Annotated in this window: 19 protein-coding genes; 2 read left to right on the top strand and 17 right to left on the bottom strand. The window is 66.2% G+C overall.

The window, feature by feature from the left end; all coding sequences use genetic code 11:
• Positions 1 to 57: 57 nt before the first annotated feature.
• Together MUK71_RS06135 and hflX are read right to left on the bottom strand one after the other, a co-directional pair.
• Positions 58 to 2,109, bottom strand: a complete 2,052-nt coding sequence (locus tag MUK71_RS06135) for an ATP-dependent DNA helicase (protein WP_227929018.1) — start codon at positions 2,107 to 2,109, stop codon at positions 58 to 60.
• Positions 2,102 to 3,685 (bottom strand): GTPase HflX, encoded by a 1,584-nt coding sequence (gene hflX / locus MUK71_RS06130; RefSeq protein ID WP_227904471.1) that lies wholly within the window; start codon positions 3,683 to 3,685, stop codon positions 2,102 to 2,104. Before hflX ends, MUK71_RS06135 begins: the two co-directional genes overlap by 8 nt.
• A gap of 184 nt (positions 3,686 to 3,869) precedes the next feature.
• Between hflX and MUK71_RS06125 the strand changes: the two genes are divergently transcribed.
• Complete coding sequence (locus tag MUK71_RS06125; protein WP_227904468.1) at positions 3,870 to 4,487, top strand: class I SAM-dependent methyltransferase; 618 nt, start codon at positions 3,870 to 3,872, stop codon at positions 4,485 to 4,487.
• Here MUK71_RS06125 and dapF read toward each other — a convergent pair.
• From dapF to MUK71_RS06080, 9 genes are all read right to left on the bottom strand, one after another.
• On the bottom strand, positions 4,484 to 5,410 hold the full coding sequence (dapF, locus tag MUK71_RS06120) for a diaminopimelate epimerase (RefSeq protein WP_227904609.1): 927 nt from the start codon (positions 5,408 to 5,410) through the stop codon (positions 4,484 to 4,486). The genes MUK71_RS06125 and dapF overlap by 4 nt on opposite strands.
• A gap of 35 nt (positions 5,411 to 5,445) precedes the next feature.
• The gene (gene miaA, locus MUK71_RS06115; RefSeq protein WP_227904466.1) at positions 5,446 to 6,387 is read right to left on the bottom strand and encodes a tRNA (adenosine(37)-N6)-dimethylallyltransferase MiaA; all 942 of its coding nucleotides are present in this window, start codon (positions 6,385 to 6,387) and stop codon (positions 5,446 to 5,448) included.
• A 7-nt stretch (positions 6,388 to 6,394) separates the two neighbouring features.
• Positions 6,395 to 7,915, bottom strand: coding sequence for a tRNA (N6-isopentenyl adenosine(37)-C2)-methylthiotransferase MiaB (gene miaB / locus MUK71_RS06110; protein ID WP_227929017.1), 1,521 nt, complete (start codon positions 7,913 to 7,915; stop codon positions 6,395 to 6,397).
• 55 nt (positions 7,916 to 7,970) lie between these two features.
• Entirely contained in the window at positions 7,971 to 8,777 is an 807-nt protein-coding gene (locus MUK71_RS06105; protein WP_227929016.1) for an aggregation-promoting factor C-terminal-like domain-containing protein, read from the bottom strand.
• 100 nt (positions 8,778 to 8,877) lie between these two features.
• Positions 8,878 to 10,167, bottom strand: a complete 1,290-nt coding sequence (locus MUK71_RS06100; protein WP_227929015.1) for a coiled-coil domain-containing protein — start codon at positions 10,165 to 10,167, stop codon at positions 8,878 to 8,880.
• 174 nt (positions 10,168 to 10,341) lie between these two features.
• Positions 10,342 to 11,268 (bottom strand): regulatory protein RecX, encoded by a 927-nt coding sequence (locus MUK71_RS16280; protein ID WP_341482042.1) that lies wholly within the window; start codon positions 11,266 to 11,268, stop codon positions 10,342 to 10,344.
• An 84-nt stretch (positions 11,269 to 11,352) separates the two neighbouring features.
• On the bottom strand, positions 11,353 to 12,405 hold the full coding sequence (gene recA, locus MUK71_RS06090; RefSeq protein WP_227904458.1) for a recombinase RecA: 1,053 nt from the start codon (positions 12,403 to 12,405) through the stop codon (positions 11,353 to 11,355).
• A gap of 235 nt (positions 12,406 to 12,640) precedes the next feature.
• The gene (locus MUK71_RS06085; RefSeq protein WP_227904456.1) at positions 12,641 to 12,865 is read right to left on the bottom strand and encodes a DUF3046 domain-containing protein; all 225 of its coding nucleotides are present in this window, start codon (positions 12,863 to 12,865) and stop codon (positions 12,641 to 12,643) included.
• Positions 12,866 to 12,933: 68 nt separating this feature from the next.
• On the bottom strand, positions 12,934 to 13,626 hold the full coding sequence (locus tag MUK71_RS06080) for a hypothetical protein (protein WP_227929014.1): 693 nt from the start codon (positions 13,624 to 13,626) through the stop codon (positions 12,934 to 12,936).
• Positions 13,627 to 14,237: 611 nt separating this feature from the next.
• Here MUK71_RS06080 and MUK71_RS06075 point away from each other — a divergent pair.
• Positions 14,238 to 14,660 carry a MarR family winged helix-turn-helix transcriptional regulator gene (locus MUK71_RS06075; RefSeq protein WP_227929013.1) on the top strand — a complete coding sequence of 141 codons (423 nt, stop codon included), beginning with the start codon at positions 14,238 to 14,240 and terminating at the stop codon, positions 14,658 to 14,660.
• Between the two features lie 111 nt (positions 14,661 to 14,771).
• On the opposite strand, the gene MUK71_RS06070 is transcribed toward MUK71_RS06075, so the two are convergent.
• The 6 genes from MUK71_RS06070 to dapA form a co-directional block, all read right to left on the bottom strand.
• Positions 14,772 to 15,197, bottom strand: coding sequence for a helix-turn-helix domain-containing protein (locus MUK71_RS06070; RefSeq protein ID WP_269436336.1), 426 nt, complete (start codon positions 15,195 to 15,197; stop codon positions 14,772 to 14,774).
• A 158-nt stretch (positions 15,198 to 15,355) separates the two neighbouring features.
• Positions 15,356 to 15,832: a CinA family protein gene (locus MUK71_RS06065; protein ID WP_227929012.1), complete on the bottom strand. Its 477-nt coding sequence runs from the start codon at positions 15,830 to 15,832 to the stop codon at positions 15,356 to 15,358.
• A 5-nt stretch (positions 15,833 to 15,837) separates the two neighbouring features.
• Positions 15,838 to 16,428, bottom strand: coding sequence for a CDP-diacylglycerol--glycerol-3-phosphate 3-phosphatidyltransferase (gene pgsA / locus MUK71_RS06060; RefSeq protein ID WP_227904444.1), 591 nt, complete (start codon positions 16,426 to 16,428; stop codon positions 15,838 to 15,840).
• A 20-nt stretch (positions 16,429 to 16,448) separates the two neighbouring features.
• A complete protein-coding gene (locus MUK71_RS06055; protein ID WP_227929011.1) occupies positions 16,449 to 19,361 on the bottom strand; it encodes an FtsK/SpoIIIE family DNA translocase in 2,913 nt (970 codons plus the stop codon).
• Positions 19,362 to 19,468: 107 nt separating this feature from the next.
• Complete coding sequence (locus tag MUK71_RS06050; protein WP_227904440.1) at positions 19,469 to 21,160, bottom strand: ribonuclease J; 1,692 nt, start codon at positions 21,158 to 21,160, stop codon at positions 19,469 to 19,471.
• A gap of 5 nt (positions 21,161 to 21,165) precedes the next feature.
• Positions 21,166 to 22,083 carry a 4-hydroxy-tetrahydrodipicolinate synthase gene (dapA, locus tag MUK71_RS06045; RefSeq protein WP_227904437.1) on the bottom strand — a complete coding sequence of 306 codons (918 nt, stop codon included), beginning with the start codon at positions 22,081 to 22,083 and terminating at the stop codon, positions 21,166 to 21,168.
• Between the last annotated feature and the right edge of the window lie 63 nt (positions 22,084 to 22,146).

Below are 22,146 nucleotides of genomic sequence, written 5' to 3'. Positions count from 1 at the left end.
GCACTGCTGTTTAACGGCACGTGTTTATCCGCGCGCATATCGACTGGTCCAGCCGGGTCATCTTCCCGCGTCCGCTGGCTGCCCGGCGAGCCGCTGCAGTGCCTGCAGGACCACGGCCCGGTCGGTCGTGGCCCAGAAGGGCGGCAGGGCTGCCCGCAGGAAGCTGCCGTACCGGGCGGTGGCCAGGCGGGAATCAAGCACCGCAACCACGCCTTTGTCGCCGGAAGCCCGGATCAGCCGGCCGGCGCCCTGTGCCAGCCGCACGGCGGCGTGGGTGGCGGAAACGCTCATAAAGCCGTTGCCGCCCGCCTTGGCCACGGCACGGGTGCGGGCGGTCATCAGCGGATCATCCGGGCGCGGGAACGGGATCCGGTCCATAATCACCAGCCGGCAGGAGGCTCCCGGAACGTCAACACCCTGCCAGAGGGACATGGTGCCGAACAGACAGGTCTCGTCATCCTCCGCAAACTGTTTGACCAGGGCGGACATGGTGGATTCACCCTGGCACAGGATGGGGAAATCCACGCGGGAACGCAGCGCCTCGGCGGCTTCCTCGGCCGCCCGGCGGGAGGAGAACAGTCCCAGCGCACCGCCTCCGGAGGCCTTGATCAGGGCCTCAATCTCGTCGAGCTGTTCCGGCGAGGTTCCACGTCCCGGTTTGGGCAGGTCCTTCGCCACGTACAGCACACCCTGGCGGGGGTAGTCGAAAGGGCTGCCGACGTCGGTGCCCGTCCATTTCGGGGCACCGGCACCCAGGAGTCCCAGCGCGCCGGCCACGGGGCCGAACTCGGCGCCGATGGCAAGGGTCGCCGAGGTCAGGACCACGGTATGCCCGTCGAAGAGTCCCTCCCGCAGCCGGCCTGCCACGGACAACGGGGCCACGTTGATGACGGGCGGCGAATCCTCTTCGGGCGCGGTGTAGCCGGCGCCGGGCGCAAAAGTGCTCGTCCGCGATGCCCAGACGACCTCGCCGGAATTGCCGGCATCGAGGATGCGTTCGCACATTTCCTGCACAGCCAGCAGCCGTGAGCGGGCCATCTGCCGCCCGCCGTCCACTGCATCCGGGCCTTCGGGTTTGGAATCCGACAGCGCCGTCCGGGTGGATTCTCGGACATGGCCGAGCACCATTTCCTGGTCCTCGGACAGGCCGGCGGCCAGCAGGCCCGAGGGTACCGGCGCAAAGACCTGGTCGAAGGCACGCCCGGCCGCAGCAAGAGGCTCAAGGCTCGCGGAGGTGTGTTTGCGGGCGGCCGCTACCGCTGCGGAGATGATGGTGCCGGAGAGCTGTCCGGTGACGGCTCCCGTGACGCGGTCCTGGAGTTCGTGCGCTTCGTCAATGACCACTACGTCGTAGTCGGGCAGCACGGCCAGGCCTTCGAAGGCGGCAATGGCAAGCATGGCGTGGTTGGTGATCACCAGATCAGCTACTGCCGCCTTGGCCCGCGCCCGTTCGCTAAAGCACTCTTCAGCCACCGGGCATTTCTGCGCGCCCAGGCATTCCATGGAAGTCACTGAAACCTGCCGCCAGGCGCGGTCGCTGACACCGGGAAGCAGCTCGTCCCGGTCCCCGGTCTCTGTTTCCTGGGCCCACTCCCGCAACCGGACAACATCGCGGCCCAGGGCCGACGTCGGTCCGGAAGCAGGCGCAGGGTGCGGCACGGCCTGGTCCTCACCGAGCATAAAGAGCGTGCCGGCGTCGTCGTCCTCGTCCGGGAAACCGCCGCCGGTCTTATGAACGCAGACATAGTTGCTGCGGCCCTTGAGCAGCGCTACGTCCACCTCACGGGGCAGCTTGGGCTCGAGGGTCTTCAGCAGTCGCGGGAGGTCCCGTCCCACAATCTGGGACTGCAGGGCCAGCGTGGCGGTGGAAACCAGCGCCGGCTTATCGCTTTCAAGCGCGTGCGCAATCAGCGGAATGAGGTAGGCGAGGGATTTGCCGGTGCCGGTTCCGGCCTGGACCAGCAGGTGATCGCCCGTCTCGATGGCCTCAGCCACCTGACGGGCCATCTCATGCTGGCCCGGGCGGTTTTGGCCGCCCATGGCCGAGACTGCGGTGTCCAGCAGATCCAGGACCTGTTCCGGCCCCTGAGTGTCGCCCTTTTTACGCATGGGCGACAAACGGCTCCAGTTCGGCAGCCAGGCCCTCACGAACCATAACGTGCAGCCGGGTCCCCGTTTCCCCGTGCTCCATGGAAAGAATCTCCGCATCCTGCTGGTGCAGACGGGAGACGACGTCGCCGCGCTCGTAGGGCACCAGCAGTTCCAGGTCCACTCCGGGGCGGGGAATTCCTTCGGAAATAGCCTGCAGCAGCTCCGGGATCCCTTCCCCGGTGCGTGCGGAAACCACCACGTGGCGGCTCTCGCGCTGGCGCAGCCGTTCCAGCACGTACGGATCGGCGGCGTCGGCCTTGTTCAGGACGATGATCTCCGGCACCTTGCGGGCATCCACCTCGGCCAGCACCGTGCGGACCGCGGCTATCTGTCCTTCAGGGTCCGGGTGCGATGCGTCCACCACGTGCAGGATCAGATCGGCGTCTGCCACTTCCTCCAAGGTGGAGCGGAAAGCCTCTACCAGCTGGGTGGGAAGGGACCGGACAAAACCGACGGTGTCCGCCAGTGTGTAGCCGATACCGTCTTCGGTCTGGGCCTTGCGGATGGTGGGGTCCAGGGTGGCGAACAGGGCGTTCTCCACCAGGACCCCGGCGTCGGTCAGCCGGTTGAGCAGGGAGGACTTGCCTGCGTTGGTGTAGCCGGCAATGGCCACGGAGGGGACGGCGTTGCGCTGCCGGTTGGCCCGCTTGGTTTCCCGGGCCGGCTTCATGCCGGCGATTTCGCGGCGGAGCTTGGCCATGCGGGTGCGGATCTTCCGCCGGTCCAGTTCGATCTTGGTTTCACCGGGTCCGCGCGAGCCCATGCCGGCGCTTGCGCTGCCCACTTGGCCGCCGGCCTGGCGGGACATGGACTCGCCCCAGCCGCGCAGGCGGGGAAGCAGGTATTCCAGCTGTGCCAGTTCCACCTGCGCCTTGCCCTCACGCGACTTGGCGTGCTGGGCAAAGATGTCCAGGATCAGGGCGGTACGGTCAATGACCTTGACCTTGACTATGTCTTCCAGGCCGCGGCGCTGTGACGGGGCCAGCTCGCTGTCCACAATCACGGTGTCGGCACCGGTGGCCATCACAATGTCCTTGAGTTCCTGTGCCTTGCCGGAACCGAGGAAAGTGCCGGGGTCCGGCTTCAGGCGCCGCTGGATGATCCCGTCCAGGACCTCGGAGCCGGCGGTCTCTGCCAGTGCTGCGAGTTCCTTCAGGGAGTTTTCGGCGTCGGCAGCGGTGCCTTCGCTCCACAGTCCGGCCAGGACAACCCGTTCCAGCCGAAGCTGGCGGTATTCGACTTCAGTAACGTCTTCGAGTTCGGTGGAAAGGCCGGCGACGCGGCGCAGTGCGCGGCGTTCCTCCAGATCCTGCTGTTCACCGTCGTGGACGGAGTGTTCTTCACCGGATTCCGCGAGTGCCAGTGCGCGTCCGCGGCGCTGGTCGCTGCCGGACGCGGTTTTGGTTTCAACCGCACTTTCCTTCGAGAGGATCCTGTCGATGACGCCCTGGATGTCCGCGGGACTCAGTTCCGGCGTGGAACCTGCTGCGGAGCCGTCCCCGGAATTCAGGGCACGGGAGTTGTTGATGGTCATAATCTCCTTATGAGGATGTACTTAACATGGTAGGCCAGATAACGGACATTTCCCGGGCCACCATTCTCAGCAGAAACCTGCCGGCACCGCAATGGATTTCCGCACCTCTGCACTGTTCCTTACAACGGCTGCGGAGCCGCGGAAATTCCGCAGCGGACCCGCACAGCGACTAATCTGGACTGTTATGGGTTCAGACCACTATTTCTCTTCCACTCCGTCCGGACCCGAGGTCCGCAAGCCCCTGCGCGTCACCCTTGCCGGGTCCGAACGGGTGCTGCAGACCGCCGGCGGAATCTTCAGTCCCGACGGCATTGACAAGGGCACCGCCGTCCTCCTGGAGGAAGTCCCCGCGCCCCCGGCCACGGGCAACCTGCTGGATATTGGCTGCGGCTGGGGCCCCATAGCCCTGACGCTGGCCCTGCGCTCCCCCGCGGCCCGGATCTACGCGGTGGACGTCAATGAACGCAGCCTCGGCCTCACACGGGACAATGCGGCGGCGCTGGGCTGCGACAACGTCCTTACTTCCCTGCCGCAGGACGTGGACCCGGACGTCCGCTTCGACACCATCTGGTCCAACCCGCCCATCCGGATTGGCAAGGAAGAGCTGCATGCCCTGCTGATGCTCTGGCTGCCGCGGCTGGCTTCCGGCGGCACTGCCTGGCTGGTGGTGCAGAAAAACCTCGGGTCGGATTCGCTGCAGCGCTGGCTGGCCGAAGCGCTGCCGGCCGGGTTCGCCGTAACCCGGCACAGCACCGCAAAAACCTTCAGGATCCTGAAGGTGCACCGCTCCGACGCTGCCTAGAGCAGCATCCCCCGGGCCACCAGCACTGCCGGACCGCTGAGTTCCACGTGTTCGCGGCCTTCCGGGCCGGCCAGGAACCGGACGCCGACGACGCCGCCCGGGACGGTCACTGCCCAGCTGTCCGGAGCCTGGGCGCCGGCCCAGAAACGGACGGCCACGGCAGCCGCGCAGGCACCGGTGCCGCAGGACAGGGTCTCCCCCACGCCGCGTTCGTGTACGCGCATGGTCACCAGGCCCACGCCGTCTTCAACCAGCGGCTCCGCGGGGACTACGAATTCCACGTTGGTGCCGTGCTCCGGTTCGGGCTGTACCGACGGCGGCGCGGTCAGGTTGGTGCCGGCAAGTTCGCTGAGCTCGGCGAGGGCAACCACGGTGTGCGGGTTGCCCATATTCACCGACAGCCCCGGGCGGGGCACCTCGAGTCCCCCGGCGTTTACGACGGCGTCCATGGCCTTCGCAGCGGCGTGGTCCGGGTAGATGAATTCCCACGGTCCCATGTCCACGGCGTAGCCGCCGGAGATGCGGCTCACCGTCTTCAGCCCTGCACGGGTGCCGATGGCCAGGCTCTCCCCCTCGCCGAGTTCCAGCAGGTGTTCTTCAAGCAGGAAGTGGACGAATACTCGCACTCCGTTGCCGCACATCTCCGAGACACTGCCGTCGGAATTGCGGTAATCCATGAACCATTCCGCCTCCGGCGCCGTCTCCAGCAGGGCTCGGCCCTCGGCGACGAATTCGGAGCGGACCGCCCGGATGAACCCGTCGGCCCCGACCCCGCGGTGCCGGTCGCAGACCGCTGCAACCTCGTCAGCCGTCAGGTTCCGGGAACCGTCAACGTCGGCGATGAGGACAAAATCGTTTCCGGTACCGTGCCCCTTCGCGAAGGGAAGTCCGGCGAGGGACGCCGGGAGGCCGGAAGCGGACAGGGAAGCGGCAGGGCTCGAAGCAGCAGAAGTATTGGTCACTCACCAAGGATACTGGGCCGGCCCCACCCGCGGACGGCCTCGGTTGCCCGGTGGAGCAGTTGCGGGTCGTCATGGTCCAGCCAGGTGATACGCGGATCGGCACGGAACCAGGTGAGCTGGCGGCGGGCGAACTGCCTGGTGGCCACCACCGTAGCGTCTGCCGCGTCCGGCACGGATAACTTCCCGTCCAGTACCGCCAGGAACTGGGCATACCCCAGGGCCCGCGACGCGGTCCGGCCGGAGCGCAGTCCCTGCGGCTCCAGCCGGCGGACCTCCTCCAGCAGGCCCTGCTCCACCATGGCATCCACGCGGCGGGCAAGGCGCTCATGCAGGACGGGACGCTCCACCCGCAGTCCGAGCTGGATGGTTGGCCGCACGTACTCGCGCACCGGCATAAAGGAACTGAACGGGCGGCCGGTCAGTTCGATGACTTCCAGCGCCCGGACCACCCGCCGCGCGTCACTGATCCGTTCTGCCGAAACCGGGTCCGCTTCCTGCAGCCGGGCCCGGAGCGCCGGCAGTCCCAGCGTTTCCAGATCGGCTTCAATCCGGGCACGGACTGCCGGATCGGTGCCCGGGAATTCCAGCACGTCCAGAGCCGCGCGGACATACAGCCCGGAACCGCCCACCAGGATGGGGAACCTGCCGCGGGCACTGATGTCCCGGATGAGCTCACGTGCCTGCGTCTGGAACGCCGAAACACTGGCTTCCTCAGTCACGTCCATGATGTCCAGCAGGTGGTGCGGCACGCCCCGCCGTTCGGCTTCGGTGATCTTGGCGGTGCCGATGTCCATACCACGGTAGAACTGCATGGAATCGGCGTTGATCACCTCGCCGCCCAGTTCCAGTGCCAGGGCCACCCCCAGATCGGATTTCCCCGATCCTGTGGGACCGACGACGGCGATGACCGGCAGCCCGGCCGGCTGCGCAGAGTTCATGGGTGCCTCAGGAACGCGGCGGCAGGACAGGCATGCCCAGCGACACGCCCTTGCGGGTGCCCGCGGGCCCTGCCGGAACACCGCAGGAATCCGCCTGGACCCTGTCCCATGCGTCTCCTGCCCGGGACCGGCGCAGTGAGTAATCCGCCGCGGTTGCCGGGTCTGAAATCAGGTGGAAGGCAGCGGCCGCGGTGACCGGAACCGTTACCAGATCACCCGGACGGGGAACCGGGGCGCCCTCGGGCACGGAGAAGTGCACCAGGCGCTGGTCCCGGGACCGGCCCGAAAGCCTGCCGGTTTCTTCCGATTTGCGCCCCGAACCGGCGGTCACCATGACCTCAACGGTGGTGCCAACCTGCTTGGCGTTCTCCTCGGCGGCAATGCGGTCCTGCAGGGCGGTGAGCCGTTCAAAGCGTTCCTGCACCACCGCTTTGGGCAGCTGGTCCGGCAGGTCAGCCGCCGGGGTGCCCGGGCGCTTGGAGTACTGGAAGGTAAACGCGGTGGCAAAGCGGGACTGCTCCACCACGTCCAGAGTGGCCTGGAAGTCTTCTTCGGTTTCCCCGGGGAAGCCCACAATGATGTCGGTGGAGATAGCGGCGTGCGGCATGCGTTCACGGACCCGGTCCAGTATCCCGAGGAACTTTTTGGACCGGTAGGAGCGGCGCATGTCCTTGAGGACCTTGTCGGAGCCGGACTGCAGCGGCATGTGCAGCTGGGGCATAACATTGGGCGTTTCGGCCATCGCCTCGATGACGTCATCGGTGAAGGCTGCCGGGTGCGGGCTGGTGAACCGGACCCGTTCCAGGCCCTCGATCTCGCCGCAGGCACGCAGCAACTTCGCGAAGGCGCCGCGGTCGCCGAATTCCACGCCGTAGGAGTTCACGTTCTGGCCCAGGAGGGTCACCTCGATGGCGCCGTCGTCCACCAGTGCCTTGATTTCAGCCAGGATCTCCCCCGGCCTGCGGTCGCGTTCCTTGCCGCGCAGGGACGGGACAATGCAGAACGTACAGGTGTTGTTGCAGCCCACGGAAATGGACACCCAGCCCGAGTACACCGAGTCCCTTTTGGTGGGCAGCGTGGAGGGGAAGACATCCAGGGATTCCAGGATTTCCAGTTCCGCTTTGGCGTTGTGCCGGGCCCGCTCCAGCAGGGCAGGCAGCGAGCCGATGTTGTGGGTGCCGAAGACGGCATCGACCCAGGGCGCCTTGCGCAGGATGGTCTCGCGGTCCTTCTGTGCCAGGCACCCTCCCACGGCAATCTGCATCCCCGGGCGGCGTTCCTTGACGGGCGCCAGCAGCCCCAGGTTTCCATAGAGCTTGTTGTCTGCGTTCTCGCGGACTGCGCAGGTGTTAAAGACCACGATGTCCGCCTGGTCGCCGTCGGCGGCAACATATCCGGCGTCTTCGAGCAGGCCGGAGATACGTTCGGAATCGTGCACATTCATCTGGCAGCCGAAGGTGCGGACCTGATAGGTGCGCGGGCTTGGCTGCAGTGCATCGGGGGCAGGGGAAGAAACAGTCAGACTCACCCTCCTAGGGTACGTCCACCCATGCTCCGGCCCCGAATACCGCCGCGGATTATTCTCAGTACCAGTTGTTGGCGTAGTGGAAATTCAGGGCGCTGCAGGGTGTGCCGTAGCGCGAGGAGATGTAGTCCAGGCCCCAGTTGATCTGCGTCCGGTAACTGGTCTGCCAGTCGGTTCCGGCCGATGCCATCTTCTCCGCCGGCAGGGACTGCGCAATGCCGTACGCTCCACTGCTGGCATTGGTGGCGCTAGTGAGCCATTCCGATTCCTTGGTCCAGAGCGTATCCAGGCAGCTCAGCTGGGATGCCTCCCAGCCGCGCTGTGCCAGGGCGGAGGCGGCATAGGCCTTCGCGGCGGCGGGATCATCCACGGGGGTGGCGGCGCGGGCCGCGGCCTCCGCGGCTTCAGCTTCCGCGGCTGCAGCTGCTTCTGCCTCGGCGGCTGCTGCCGCCGCTGCCGCCGCTGCCTCAGTCTGGTCGGTGCCGGGATTTCCCGTGCCAGGTTCCCCGGCAGCTTCAGCCACCGGAGCACCGGTCTCCACGGCTTCGTCCCCGGAGGCGGGGGCGCCGCCGTCGTTCCCGCGGTCGTCCGATGGCTCGCTCTGCCCGGAGCCGGATGCCGGGCCATAGCCGGCGGGATCCGGGGTGTCTTCGGAAGCAAGCAGCGGTACAGCCAGGCTCACCAGCTGCACCCCGGCCGAAGATCGTAGGCTGGCGCCGGCAGCCGTTCCCAGGGCCGCACCGGACACCCCGAGTACGGCTACCGATCCGAGGGTGGCGGCGGCTCCCGCCCGAAGGCGGCGGCGCCGGCGCAGGGCGCGGCGGATACGGGTCTGTTCGCGGCGTGAAGAATCAAGTGAAGTCACAAGCGCTGGACGCTACCGGAGTTTTCTGGGAAAAGTCTCAAAACGGTAACGGCAGCTCTTGACAACATCCGGCTGGCGTGGGCGGGGCAGAACGCCGGGGTTAATACCAGTTGACCTCTTCGGAATGAGCCCAGGCGGCGCAGGGCGATCCGTACCTGTACTTGATGTAGTCCAGCCCCCAGTTAATCTGCGTCCGATAGTTCGTCTGCCAGTCAGCACCGTGGGTTGCCATTTTGCTGCCGGGCAGGGACTGCGGAATGCCGTAGGCGCCGCTGTAGGGATTGGCGGCGTTGGTGCGCCAGTTCGACTCGCGGTTCCAGAGATTGACCAGGCAACGGAACTCGTTCCCGTCCCACCCGAAACTCGCCATTCTGCCCGCGGCGTAGTTCTGTGCTCCCGCCGGATCGTTCACCGGTGCTACGGGTGCGGGAGGCGCCGGAGCCGGCGCCACCGGGGCCGGCGAAGGCGCGACGGGGGCCGGTGCGACGGGCGCGGGTGCTACCGGGGCCGGTGCGACGGGCGCGGGTTTTACCGGGGCGGGTATTGAGGGGGATGTCACAGGCGGCGGTGCCGTTTCGGGCGATGCTTCGCCTCCCGCCGCCTGCCCGGCCCCGGGCCGGGGCGATTCCTGTGCGGAACGCTCCGCTGCCGCTTCCTGATCCCGAAAAGCCTTCTCCGCGGCTATCCCCCGTATCCGCGCTTCCTCTGCCTCGACGGTACTGTCCCGGAGTTCGGCAAGCTGGGCCAGAAGTACGGACTTCCGCGTTTCCTCCTCGCGGATGGCAGCAGCAGCGGCAGCGGCGGACGAATCCGCTTCCTCAACGTAGCGTTCGGCTTCGGCGACCAGTTTTGCCCGGGCATCCCGGGCCTGCTGCTCCTGTTCGCTGAACCCGGCTGCGACCTTCTCCGACGCCAGGGCGTCCGCATACAGATTGCCTGCCCGCGAGGAAACCCGGTCCATCAGATCGGCACCGTGCAGGGCGTCCACGGATCCGTCGGCGTCCAGCAGCATCAGCGCGGCACTGTCTGCGGCTGCCCCGCCGGTCTTATAGGTCTGGGCTGCCAAGGCGGCCACCTGGCGCATCAGGTCCGAGGCGTGTCCGGCGGCCGCTTCCCGCTGTGTAGCGAGCGAAATTAACAGCTGCTCATTGGCGGCAAGCTCTTCCACGGCAGCGTTGTAACGGTTGGTCGCAGAGACGGCGGCATCTCCGAGGCTGCCCGCTTCCTCCCTCAGCTCGGTGAGGAAGCCCTCCACCCGGTCCGCTTCAGCGGCTTTTGCCGACGCCGAGGACTGGGCCGCGCGGATGTCCTCCCAGGAGGGATAGGACTCGGCGGCGGGTGCCGGAGCTGCGCTGAGCACGGCTGAAGCCAGCACTGCTGTCAGGATCACTGCGGACAACGACGCCGCCCGACGGGGCCGCTCCCGTCCCGAATGCACCAGGGGCCCCGCAAACCTCATCTTTAACATAGTTCGCACAGCATACGGTACGGCGCGCTGATTGGACACCGGCTTCCAGACGAGAAGGCTGAGCCGTTACCGGCGGACAACGCGGCACCGGCCGTGCTAGACGGAGTCCCCGCGTTCCTCCCGGACAGCGGCGATGACTTCACTGGCCACGCGAAAGCCCAGGGAGGGTGAATAACCTTTGCGGGCGAGAATGCCAACCAGGCGCCGCGTCTGCTTGTCGCGTACCGTGCGGTCCGCCAGATCGGCTGACCGTTGGAGTTTGCGCCGCGCCAGTTCCCTGGCTGCCTCGAGTTCATCCTCGTCACTGACCTGCTCCAGTGCTTCGGCCGCAAGATCCGGGGCTATACCCTTTTCTGCCAGTTCCCGCCGAAGCGCTCCGCGGGCAAGTGACTTGCTTTGGGACCGGCTGCGGACCCAGAGCTGGGCGAACTCGGCGTCGTCAACCAGCTGCACTTCCTCGAAACGGTCCAGCACGGCCGCCGCCGATTCCGCAGGAATGTCCCGTTCGGCGAGTTTCGTTTCCAGCTGTTTCCGGCTCTTGGGGGATGCCGTGACCTGGCGCAGGACAATGGCCTTGGCTTCGCTGTACGCCTCTTCCGGTGTCAGCGTTTCGGCATCCGCCTGCTGCCCGGACCCCCCGGTTCCTCCCGGTTTGCCGCGCTTGTTCCGGCGCCTGCCGGAGCTTATTCCTGCGGCATCCGCTTCGGCCCAGGGTTCGTCAGCTGTCGCCTCTTCCCCGAACCCGTCCTCCTTGAATGCTTCCCAGCCGGCTTCCGGGTCGCTTTCACCCGATGAGTCTTTGCTCCCGGCAGCCTTCCGCCGTCCCGCGGTTCTGCCGGGCCGGTTTCGTTCGTTGGCAGGAGCTCCTGCGGGGTCGTCTGCGGAGGCCTGCGCGGTTCCGGCCTGGATGTCAGCGAGGCGCTGTCTCAGCTGCGCCAGCGTCTCATCCTGTCCGGTCCCGGACCGGGGCGGGCTCTGCTGGGGGGTGTTCTGCTGCCGGTTGTTCTGCTGCGGAGTATCCATAGCTGTCTCTGCCGGGGGCGCCAAGGCCGGTGCCCTCCGGAGACCGTGTCTTTACAACGGACCGGCCCGAAGGGCACCCGAACCTTAGGAGTCCTTCCCCACTGCCTTCAGCTTGGGGTTGGCGGGCGCTTCTGCGGCCGGAACGCCGATGCCAAGTTTTTCCCGGATCCGGCGCTCCAGCTCGTCCGCAAGGTCGGGATTGTCCTTGAGGAAGTTACGCGAATTTTCCTTGCCCTGACCCAGCTGGTCACCGTCATAGGTGAACCAGGCGCCGGACTTCTTGACCAGGCCGTGCTCCACTCCCATGTCGATGAGGCCGCCTTCGCGGGAAATGCCGACCCCGTACATGATGTCGAACTCTGCCTGCTTGAAGGGCGGAGCCATCTTGTTCTTGACGATCTTTGCCCGGGTCCGGTTACCAACCGGGTTGGTGCCTTCCTTGAGGGTCTCGATGCGCCGCACATCGATGCGGACCGAGGCGTAGAACTTCAGCGCCTTGCCGCCCGTGGTCGTTTCCGGGCTACCGAAGAAGACACCGATCTTTTCACGCAGCTGGTTGATGAAGATAGCCGTGGTGTTGGTGTGGCTCAGGCGGCCGGCGATCTTACGCAGCGCCTGGCTCATGAGGCGGGCCTGGAGTCCGACATGGCTGTCGCCCATGTCGCCTTCGATTTCGGCGCGGGGCACCAGAGCGGCAACGGAGTCAATGACAACAACGTCAACCGAACCGGAGCCAATCAGCATGTCCATGATTTCGAGGGCCTGCTCACCGGTGTCCGGCTGGGAGACCAGGAGTGAGTCCGTGTCCACCCCAAGCTTGGCAGCGTAGATGGGGTCCAGGGCGTGCTCGGCGTCAATGAACGCGGCGATGCCGCCGCTCTTCTGTGCATTCGCCACCACGTGGAGCGCCAGGGTGGTCTTACCGGAGGATTCCGGTCCATAGATCTCCACGACGCGGCCGCGCGGCAGCCCGCCGATGCCCAGCGCCACGTCCAACGCGACCGAGCTGGTGGAGATGGTCTCGGCGGGGGCGCGCACTTCGTCGCCCAGCCGCATGATCGACCCCTTGCCGTACTGCTTGTCAATCTGGGCCAGCGCTGCCTCTAGGGCTTTTGCGCGGTCGGCTGGAGCAGCCATTCTTCACCTCGTGTTGTGGTAGTAAGCGGCCCGTAGGCCGGTCGTCCTTTTCTAATAACGACCCTATCCGGCGGCACTGACAAAACGGCTGACCGGACCTTGTTGCTCATTGTCTTGTGGATATCTCCGGGCCGCATCGGCTCGGACCGACCCCTGTGTAGGAGCATATCTTTATCCGAACAAAGATTCGAATAAGGTTCCCGGCGTGTTCCGCTCGAATACGCCGGCTGCGCCGTCAGGTGGCCTTGGGTTTTATATCCCGGCCCAGCCGGCGTTCCTGCGGAACATCCTGGATATCGCATACCGCCAGCCACACCGCCTTCGGTTCAATCCCTTTATCCAGTGCCTGCGCAGCGGTGACGCCGCCCAGCGGGGCAAGGACCAGGTCAGCGGCAAGGACCCGTGAATAGGCCGAACCGAACTCGTCATCCATAAGCCGCCAGAAGTCACTGATACGCATCAATTAATCGTCTCACGCACGGCGCACGGAGGCGTACACGTGCGCCACGGGCTACTCAGCGTTCAGGCTCACGTCACCTGGAGTCCTCGGGCGCTCCAGTCTGCGCAGTCCACGACCTGACCGCCTTGATCCGTGATCAGGATCAACGTCCTGCCTCCGCGCATCGTCGCTGTGCCGCGGATGCGGAGGTCCCAGGGACGGCGCTCCAGAAGCTCCCCCTCATTGCTGAACCGGAACAGGGAGTTCTTCCCATCGGAGGGCTCGTGGACCGCGATCCAGGAGTTCGTCACCGGGTCATGGAGGACATGACGGAAGTGCTCAGCTATCCTCGCTCGTTCTCGCCCGTCGGAGTCGAGGATGCGTAAGGGTCCGCCTATCTCGGTGATCGCCAGGTGCTCCCCGTCGCTGGCTGCACACCAAACCGTGTTCAGTCCGGTCGCGATCCGGGACCCGAGCGGATCCAGCGAACGATCCAGCAGACGGCACCAGCCGCCACCCGCTTCAAGCGAGAGGTCCGAAGTCAGCGCAATTACTCTCAACGCTCCCCGCAGGGTACCCACTTCCTCCCCGGTCGCTGCCTCCAGCACACGGGTGGCCCTGCGGAGGTGAGTGACGACTACACGGCCTCCGGCCAGGGCGGTCACCGCCTCTACGTTCGTGCGGCTGGGGTCCTGCCACAGCCGCTGTCCCGTCAGGTCATACCCGCATATGCCGTGGCGCTCCCACGCGCCGGCCACCACCACGGGGTGCTCGCCGGGCACTAGTGCCCCCCCCCCGCCAGCCTCCGGAGCCCCACATCGTTTCGAACGTGGTGCACCGCGTACCGCGCACCAGTGACCACACGTCGACGACTCCCTTGGGCCGGGCGGTGACCAGCAGGTCCTCTTCCCACGGTGGTGCGGCCACATCGAGAAGGTCAAGTCCCCACGGAGCACTCCCTACGGACCCATTGACGATCATGCCGGGGACTCTGCCAGCGGATCCGATAGCGGTCAAGCCCCCACCGACCGAAGCCGCCTCTGCACCGGTCCGGCCCGGCACCCGAATCCAGCCGCTTGACGGACATAAAAACGGCGCAGGCCGGGGCAGGTGCCGCGGCACGAACCTACAATGAGGGATGACCGAGATTTCCGGCACGGCCGGTTCTCCGAAGCACGGCACGCATCCGCAGAGTCCGCTTTCCGGTGATGGCCTTCGGGGCGCAAGCCTTCCGGACGCAAGCTTTCCGGCTGCAGGCTTTCCGAGTGCAGGGCCCGTCGGGATATTCCCGGCTGCCGGGCCGGGCACCGGGCCTGAGGGAGATACTGCCATTGAGGACCTGGAGCAGGAACTAAGTGTCCTCTGGCGCAGGGCCCGGGCCAGTTCGCACCGCATGGCCCGGGAAGTCCACCCGGATATGGAGCCGTCCGCCTATGGCCTCATGGTGCTGCTTCACCAGCAGGGTCCGATGCGCCTGACGGAGCTATCCTCCGCCGTAGGGGTGGGAAAGCCGTCACTGAGCCGGCAGGTGTCGATGCTCCAGACGCTGGGGCTCGTTGAAAAACATACTGATCCGATCGATGGCAGGGCCCAGCCCATCAGCCTCACCGAATCAGGCTCTGCCCGCCTGGAAGGTACGGCCGCGGCGCGTAAGGCGCATTTCCGGAGCACCTGGACAGGCTGGGAAACCGAGGATCTGCTCACTCTGGCAAAGCTGCTGCACAAGCTGAACACCTCGGTGCTGCCGCCGGGCGGAGATCCCGCCATCCCGCTGCCTGCGGACGGCCGGGAGGGGGAAGCCGGGCCCGGCAGTTAGAGCCGCGGACAGAACAAACCCCCGCAGGCACCGCGCCTGCGGGGGTTTTCAAGTCGCTTCCGGTCCGGATCCGTTCAGGGGCATCCCGACCGGCAGGTCGTGGGGTGGGTCCTAGGGTGTGCGGGCCAGGTCCCGGGCCAGGTCTTCCGGGAACTCACGTGCAAATTCCCGGGAAAACTCCGATGGCACGGTATCTGGAATGGCCACGCCTTCAGCGTTGGCCACCCGGTCACTGACCTCACGGAGCATCAGGGACAGGGGCACATCGAGGGCAGTGCAGATGGAAGACAGCAGTTCTGACGATGCTTCCTTTTGTCCGCGTTCAACCTCGCTGAGGTAGCCGAGGGAAACGCGGGCGCTATGTGAGACCTCGCGCAGGGTACGGCCCTGGCGCTGGCGCACGTCGCGGAGAACATCACCAATCTCGTGACGAAGAACTACCATCTTGCGCTCCTTTGGCTCCCGGTGTGCGTCTTCCGCCAACCCTACATCCCGCCAGCGGATCACGCCGTTCACGGACACGGGTTGCTTAACCATGTGTATCGTCCTGCTCCCTATGAGTACGGCTGCGGCGATACCGCAGACTGTCCAAAGATCGTAATAAAAGAACCTTGGCGGTTCCTGATACTAACAACTGACACCCTGCCGGATTTGTTCCCGCTTATATCCGGACGCTTCCCGCTCCGTCCGCTACGCTAGTCCGCTTCCAGCTCGGTGGCCAGCATCAGAAGCGCCTGCCGGCAGGTTGCGGCCCGGATGGCTGCCCGGTCCCCGGAGAAATGGAACTCCCGGACGCTGCTGCCTGAGGCCGTAGCGATACCCACGAACACCGTGCCCACCGGTTTTCCGTCATGGGCTTCGGGCCCCGCGGCTCCGGTGGTGGAGACCCCGATATCGGCGCCCAGGACGCGCCGCGCTCCGGAGGCCATATGTTCGGCCACCCGTCCGTCCACGGAACCGGCTTCGGCCAGGAGCCCGGCCGGAACTCCGAGAACGGAGTGCTTGATGCCATTTTGGTACGCCACCACCCCGCCCTGCAAAACGGCCGAAGCCCCCGGTACCGCTCCGAGTTCAGCGCAGAGCATGCCGGCGGTCAGGGACTCCGCGGTGGCTACTGTCCTGCCGGCGGCACGTGCCGCGTCGAGGACCGCAGCCGCGGTTCCCGGCTCCATACCGGTCAGGCCCGCCTGGCGTCGCGGCGCAGCCGGACGGCCTGGAGTACATAGTCAATGCCGGTGACAACGGTGATCACCAGCGCAGCAGCCATCACGACGGCGCCGATCCACCACGCCCAGCCACCCAGCCAGGTGGAGAGCGGCAGCAGGAAGAGGAAGATCGCGAAGGTCTGCACCACGGTCTTCAGCTTGCCGCCGCGGGAGGCCGCCATAACGCCGTAGCGGATGACGACAAAACGCATCAGGGTGATGCCGAGCTCCCGGACCAGGATGACAATGGTGACCCACCACCAGAGTTCGCCCAGCAGCGAGAGCATCACCAGGGCGGAGCCGATCAGCAGCTTGTCCGCGATCGGGTCGGCGATCTTGCCGAAGTCGGTGATCAGGCCGCGGCTGCGGGCAATATCGCCGTCGAGCTTATCCGTATAGATGGCAACGGCGAATGTCGCCACGGCGAGCCAGCGGAACAGTCCCCCCTGGCCGTCGTCGAGTGCCAGGAACCAGATAAAGAGCGGAACCATCAGGATCCGCACCACCGTCAGTGCGTTGGCGATGTTGAGGGTGGGGACTCTGTCCGTAGGAGAATTGCTCACGCCTCCAGCGTAGCGAACATTCACCGGCCGGTGAGGCTCCAGGCGTCTTCGGAGCCGTCGGCGTCGTCGTCGCCGTCATGGTATTCCGTTGCCTGGGGGCGGCTCTCCAGATCCGCGGCCACCAGGTCAACCGGTCCGCCGGGCTCGAACCCGTGGTTCACGTTGGCGTTGTCAGCCAGCGCGGCAGTATCCGCGCCGCCGGCCGGTGCCGGGGCTTCCCCGCCGCTGATCGCGGCCAGGGTGGCTGCCAGATCGTCGGGTTTGACCAGCACGTCGCGGGCCTTGGATCCTTCGGAGGGACCAACGACGCCGCGGGACTCCAGCAGGTCCATCAGGCGTCCGGCCTTGGCAAAGCCCACGCGCAGCTTACGCTGCAGCATGGACGTGGAGCCGAACTGGGTGGTGACCACCAGTTCCGTGGCCTGCAGCAGAACATCGAGGTCATCTCCGATGTCGTCGTCGATCTGCTTCTTCGGCGCGGTGACGGTGACGTCTTCACGGTAGACGGCCTGGAGCTGGTTCTTGACGTGCTCCACCACCCGGTGGATCTCGGACTCGGTGACCCAGGCACCCTGAACGCGGATGGGCTTGTTGGAACCCATCGGCAGGAACAGGGCGTCGCCCTGGCCCAGCAGCTTTTCCGCGCCGGGCTGGTCCAGGACCACGCGGGAGTCGGTGACCGAGGACGTCGCGAAGGCCATCCGGGAGGGCACGTTGGCCTTGATCAGGCCGGTCACCACGTCCACGGAGGGACGCTGGGTGGCCAGCACCAGGTGGATGCCGGCGGCGCGGGCAAGCTGGGTGATGCGGACAATGGAGTCTTCCACGTCCCGCGGGGCGACCATCATCAGGTCCGCCAGCTCGTCCACGATCACCAGCAGGTACGGGTAGGCGCGGATGACCCGCTTTGAGCCGGCCGGGGGCACCACCTTGCCGTTACGGACGGCCTTGTTGAAGTCGTCAATGTGCTTGAACCCGAAGTTCGCCAGGTCGTCATAGCGGGTGTCCATTTCCCGGACCACCCACTGCAGGGCCTCGGCGGCCTTCTTCGGGTTGGTGATGATGGGCGTGATCAGGTGCGGCACGCCTTCGTAGGCGGTCAGTTCCACCCGCTTGGGGTCCACCATCACCATGCGCACCTCGTCCGGGGTGGAGCGCATCAGGATGGAGGTGATCATGGAGTTCACAAACGAGGATTTACCGGCACCCGTGGCACCGGCCACCAGCAGGTGGGGCATCTTGGCCAGGTTCGCGACAACGAACCCGCCCTCAACATCCTTGCCCACACCCATCACCATGGGGTGCTCGGTCTTGCGGGCGGAGTTGGAACGCAGCACATCGCCCAGGGCCACGACTTCCTTGTCCGCGTTCGGAATCTCGATGCCGATGGCGGATTTACCGGGAATGGGCGAAAGGATGCGCACATCGGAGCTGGCCACCGCGTAGGCAATGTTCTTGGACAGGGCGGTAACCCGTTCCACCTTGGTGCCCTCGCCAAGTTCAATCTCGTACCGGGTGACCGTGGGGCCGCGGGAGAAGCCGGTGACCTTGGCATCCACGTTGAACTGTTCCAGCGTGTGTGTCAGGGCGGCGACGACGGCGTCGTTGGCTTCGGAGCGTTCCTTGGCGGGCGGGCCCGGCGGCAGGAAGTCCGACGGCGGCAGGGTGTAGGTGATGTCGCCGGAGAGCTGCAGCTGTTCGGTGCGCTGCGGAATGGGCGCGGCCGGGGGCGTGTGCGCCACGGGCTTGGACGGGACCGGCGGAACCGGGGCGCCGGCGGAGGCCAGGTTCAGCACTTCGGTGGCACCCGGGACCATGCTGATCGCTTCGGTGGGCGGCTCGGCGGAGTCCGCGACAGGGCTGCCGTCCACCGGAAGCCCCTGGTTGCGGCGGATCTTCTGGGTGGCCAGTTCCGCCTGGGTGGGCCGCCGCACTCCCGGCGGGACCGCAGGAGCGGCCGCGGCAGCTGCAGCCGCTTCGTCTTCCTCATCCTGCAGCAGGGCCCGTTCAAAGGCCTCATCTCCGGCAAACCCTTCCTGAGCCGCAGCGGCGGCGGCAGCTTCGGCCTGCTTTTCCCGCCGGCTCCTGCGCGGCTTTTTGACCTTCTCCGGTGCAGAATTTCCGTACAGGTAGCTCTGGTCGTGGGCCTCGGGATCATCCGGTGCCAGGTCCTGGCCCATCAGGTGCTCGTAGAGGGCACGCAGGCGCAGCGGAATGTGCCGGAAGGGGGTGGCGGTGACAATCAGAATGCTCACGAAGACCAGGAAGGACAGCAGGATCACCACCGGCCAGGTGGTGAGGGCTGCCGACAGCGGCCCAGCCACGAGGAAACCGACAATGCCGCCGGAGGCCCACAGCCGGTCGAACCCGTCGGAGAGGGCGGGCGAACCGCCGACAATGTGGGTGATGCCGGAGCCGGAAAGCAGCATAATGACCAGCCCAATGCTGATCCTGCTGTTGGCGCGGTGGCGTTCGGGGTACCGGAACAGGCGGACCGATCCGGTCAGGAGCATAAACGGGAGGACCAGGGCCATCCAGCCGAAGGTGCCGGCCGCTCCGGCGTGGATAACATCTGCGACGGGACCCCGCAGTGCCCACCATTCAACGGTAGCTACGGCCAGTGCCAGCAGGATCAGGAAGAAACCGGTGCCGTCGCGGCGGATTGCCCGCTCCGGGGAGACATCAGTGCCGAGTTTGCGGATGCCTGCTCCGGCGATCCGCGCCACGCCCATCCAGGCGCTTTCAATGGCCCGCAGCGGCAGCGGCAGCTGCTCCTGCGGCGGTGACTGGCGTGACGCGGAGCTCCCCCGGCCCCCGGTTCCGCCGCGCGGGTTGCCTTTGCCTGATGTCTTGCTGGTGCTGCCGCCGGTGCTGCGGGCCTTTGTGGGGCCGGAAGCACCGCTGCGTGCGGCAGGGGAAGTACGAGTCGCCATAGGAGCCACGCTACCTGATCGGCTGCCCGATCCCCTGAATTTACGCGGCCGGGCAGCACTTTGGCAGGGTTTCCCGGCCGCATCCGCTTAGATCGGCACGGGCAGGATCAGGCCTCGACGACTACCGGCACAATCATCGGCCGGCGGCGCAGCCGGCGGTTGACCCAGGTGCCGACTACCCGCCGCACCACCTGCTGGAGCTGGTAGGTGGTGTGGTCGGTGTTGGACCGCACCGCTTCCTCCAGTGCCGCACTGATCTTGGGAATGATCTCGTCGAAGACCGCGTCCCCTTCAGCGAACCCGCGCGCGTGGATCTCAGGACCGGAGACGATGGTCCCGGTGCTGCGGTTCACCACGGAAATGATGGAGATGAATCCTTCCTCGCTCAGGATCCGCCGGTCCTTCAGGTCCGTATCGGTGATGGCGCCGACGCTGGAGCCGTCCACATAGACGAATCCGCATTCAACCTCGCCAACCACGCGGGCCTTGCCCCCGCGCAGGTCCACCACAGTGCCATCGTCGGCCAGGATGATGTTCTGTTCCGGCACGCCGGTGGCAGCGGCAAGCCGCCCGTTGGCAATCAGGTGCCGGGTTTCGCCGTGGACCGGCATGGCGTTTTTGGGCCGCAGGATGTTGTAGCAGTAGAGCAGTTCCCCCGCTGCGGCGTGCCCGGAGACGTGGATCTTCGCGTTGCCCTTGTGCACAACATCGGCGCCCAGGCGCATCAGTCCGTTGATGACCCGGAAGACGGCGTTCTCATTGCCCGGGATCAGGGATGAGGCAAGGATGACCGTGTCTCCCTTGCCGATGCTGATCCGGTGGTCGCCGTTGGCCATCCGGGACAGGGCGGCCATGGGTTCGCCCTGCGAGCCGGTGGACATCAGCACCACCTTGTCATCAGGCAGGTCATCCACGTTCTTCAGGTCCACCAGGATGCCCTCGGGCACGTTCAGGTAGCCCAGTTTCTCGGCAATGGCCATGTTGCGGACCATGGAACGGCCCACAAAGCATACGTAGCGTCCGTGGGCCGCGGCCGCGTCGAGGACCTGCTGCACACGGTGGATGTGGGAGGAGAAGGAGGCAACGATGATCCGCTTGCTGACCTTGCCGAAGAGCTCGTTCAGCACGGGGCCGATTTCGCGTTCGGCGGTGGTGAAGCCGGGGACGTCGGCGTTGGTGGAGTCCGCCATGAACAGGTCCACGCCTTCCTCGCCGAGCCGGGCGAAGGCGCGCAGGTCGGTGATCCGGCCGTCCAGCGGCAGCTGGTCCATCTTGAAGTCGCCGGTGTGCAGCACGGTGCCGGCCTCGGTGCGGATGAACACGGCCAGGGCGTCGGGGATGGAGTGGTTGACGGCCACGAATTCGCATTCGAAGGGACCGAGGTGTTCCACCTGCCCTTCCCTGACGGTGAGGGTGAAGGGCTTGATGCGGTGTTCCTGGAGCTTGGCTTCGACCAGGGCCAGGGTCAGCTGCGAACCGATCAGGGGAATGTCATTCTTCAGGCGCAGCAGGTACGGCACGGCACCGATGTGGTCCTCGTGGCCGTGCGTGAGCACCACGCCCACCACATCCTCCAGGCGGTCCTCGATGTAGGAGAAGTCCGGAAGGATGAGGTCGACTCCGGGTTGGGTTTCCTCCGGGAACAGCACGCCGCAGTCAACGATCAGGAGCTTGCCGTCGATCTCGAACACGGCCATGTTCCGGCCGATCTCCCCCAGTCCGCCCAGGGCGACGATCCGCAGGGTTCCGGGCTCTAGGGCCGGCGGGGTGAGCAGCGCGCTGCCCGGGGTTACGCTCATGTCCGTTACGCCCCGATCCGGGAGAAATCCATGCCGGCTTCGGCCAGGTCAGTGTAGACGGCCTCCATTTCGATGGCGTCCGGCGCCACCAGCGGCAGGCGGACAACTGCGTTGGGAATGACCTTCTGCAGGGCCAGGATCTGCTTGGCAGAGACGGCACCGGGGATATGCGTCATCACGGCACGGATCAGGGGATCGAGTTCGAAATGGATCCGGCGGGCGGTGGCAAAGTCCCCGGCGGCAGCGGCGTCGACCAGTGCACGGAACTGAGCCGTGGCGATGTGGGCGGAGACGCTCACCACGCCCACGGCGCCGGCGGCCATCCATGGCAGGGTCAGCCCGTCATCTCCGGCGTAAACATCCAGCGTGGTGTTGGCCAGCACGCGGGTAATTCCGGCAAAGTCCGCCTTGGCGTCCTTCAGGGCGAGGATTTTGGGATTATCCGCCAGCCGGATGAGGGTGGAGGTGCTCAGTGCGATGCCGGCACGGCCGGGAATGTCGTAAATCATGATTGGCAGGTCCGTAGCTGCGCTCACGGCGTCGAAGTGCGCCAGGACGCCGGCCTGTGTGGGCTTGTTGTAATACGGAGTCACAACGAGCTGTCCATCGGCTCCGGCGCGCTCGGCGCGGCGGGCCATCTCCACCGAGTGGGATGTGTGGTTGGTGCCGGTGCCGGCAATAACCTTTGCCCGGCCGCCCACGGTTTCAGCAACCACCCGGAACAGATCTTCCTTCTCGCTGTCCTCCAGGGTGGAGGTTTCACCGGTGGTCCCGGATACCACCAGGCCGTCGCAGCCGTCTTCGACAAGTTTGTTCGCAAGGTAGGCGGTGGCGTCAAAGTCCACTGCACCGTCCTCGGTAAACGGGGTCACCATGGCGGTGACGAGGGTGCCGAAGGGAAGCGTGCGGTTTAGTGAATCCATGAGTAAAACGTTACCCGCAACGTGGCGCAAACGGACAACGCCCCCGCGGCCGGCCGCCGGTGC

The organism is Arthrobacter zhangbolii (assembly GCF_022869865.1).
Lineage (GTDB): Bacteria > Actinomycetota > Actinomycetes > Actinomycetales > Micrococcaceae > Arthrobacter_B > Arthrobacter_B zhangbolii.
Note: the sequence above shows the minus strand (reverse complement) of the source record. Positions and strands in the feature narration are given on the sequence as shown.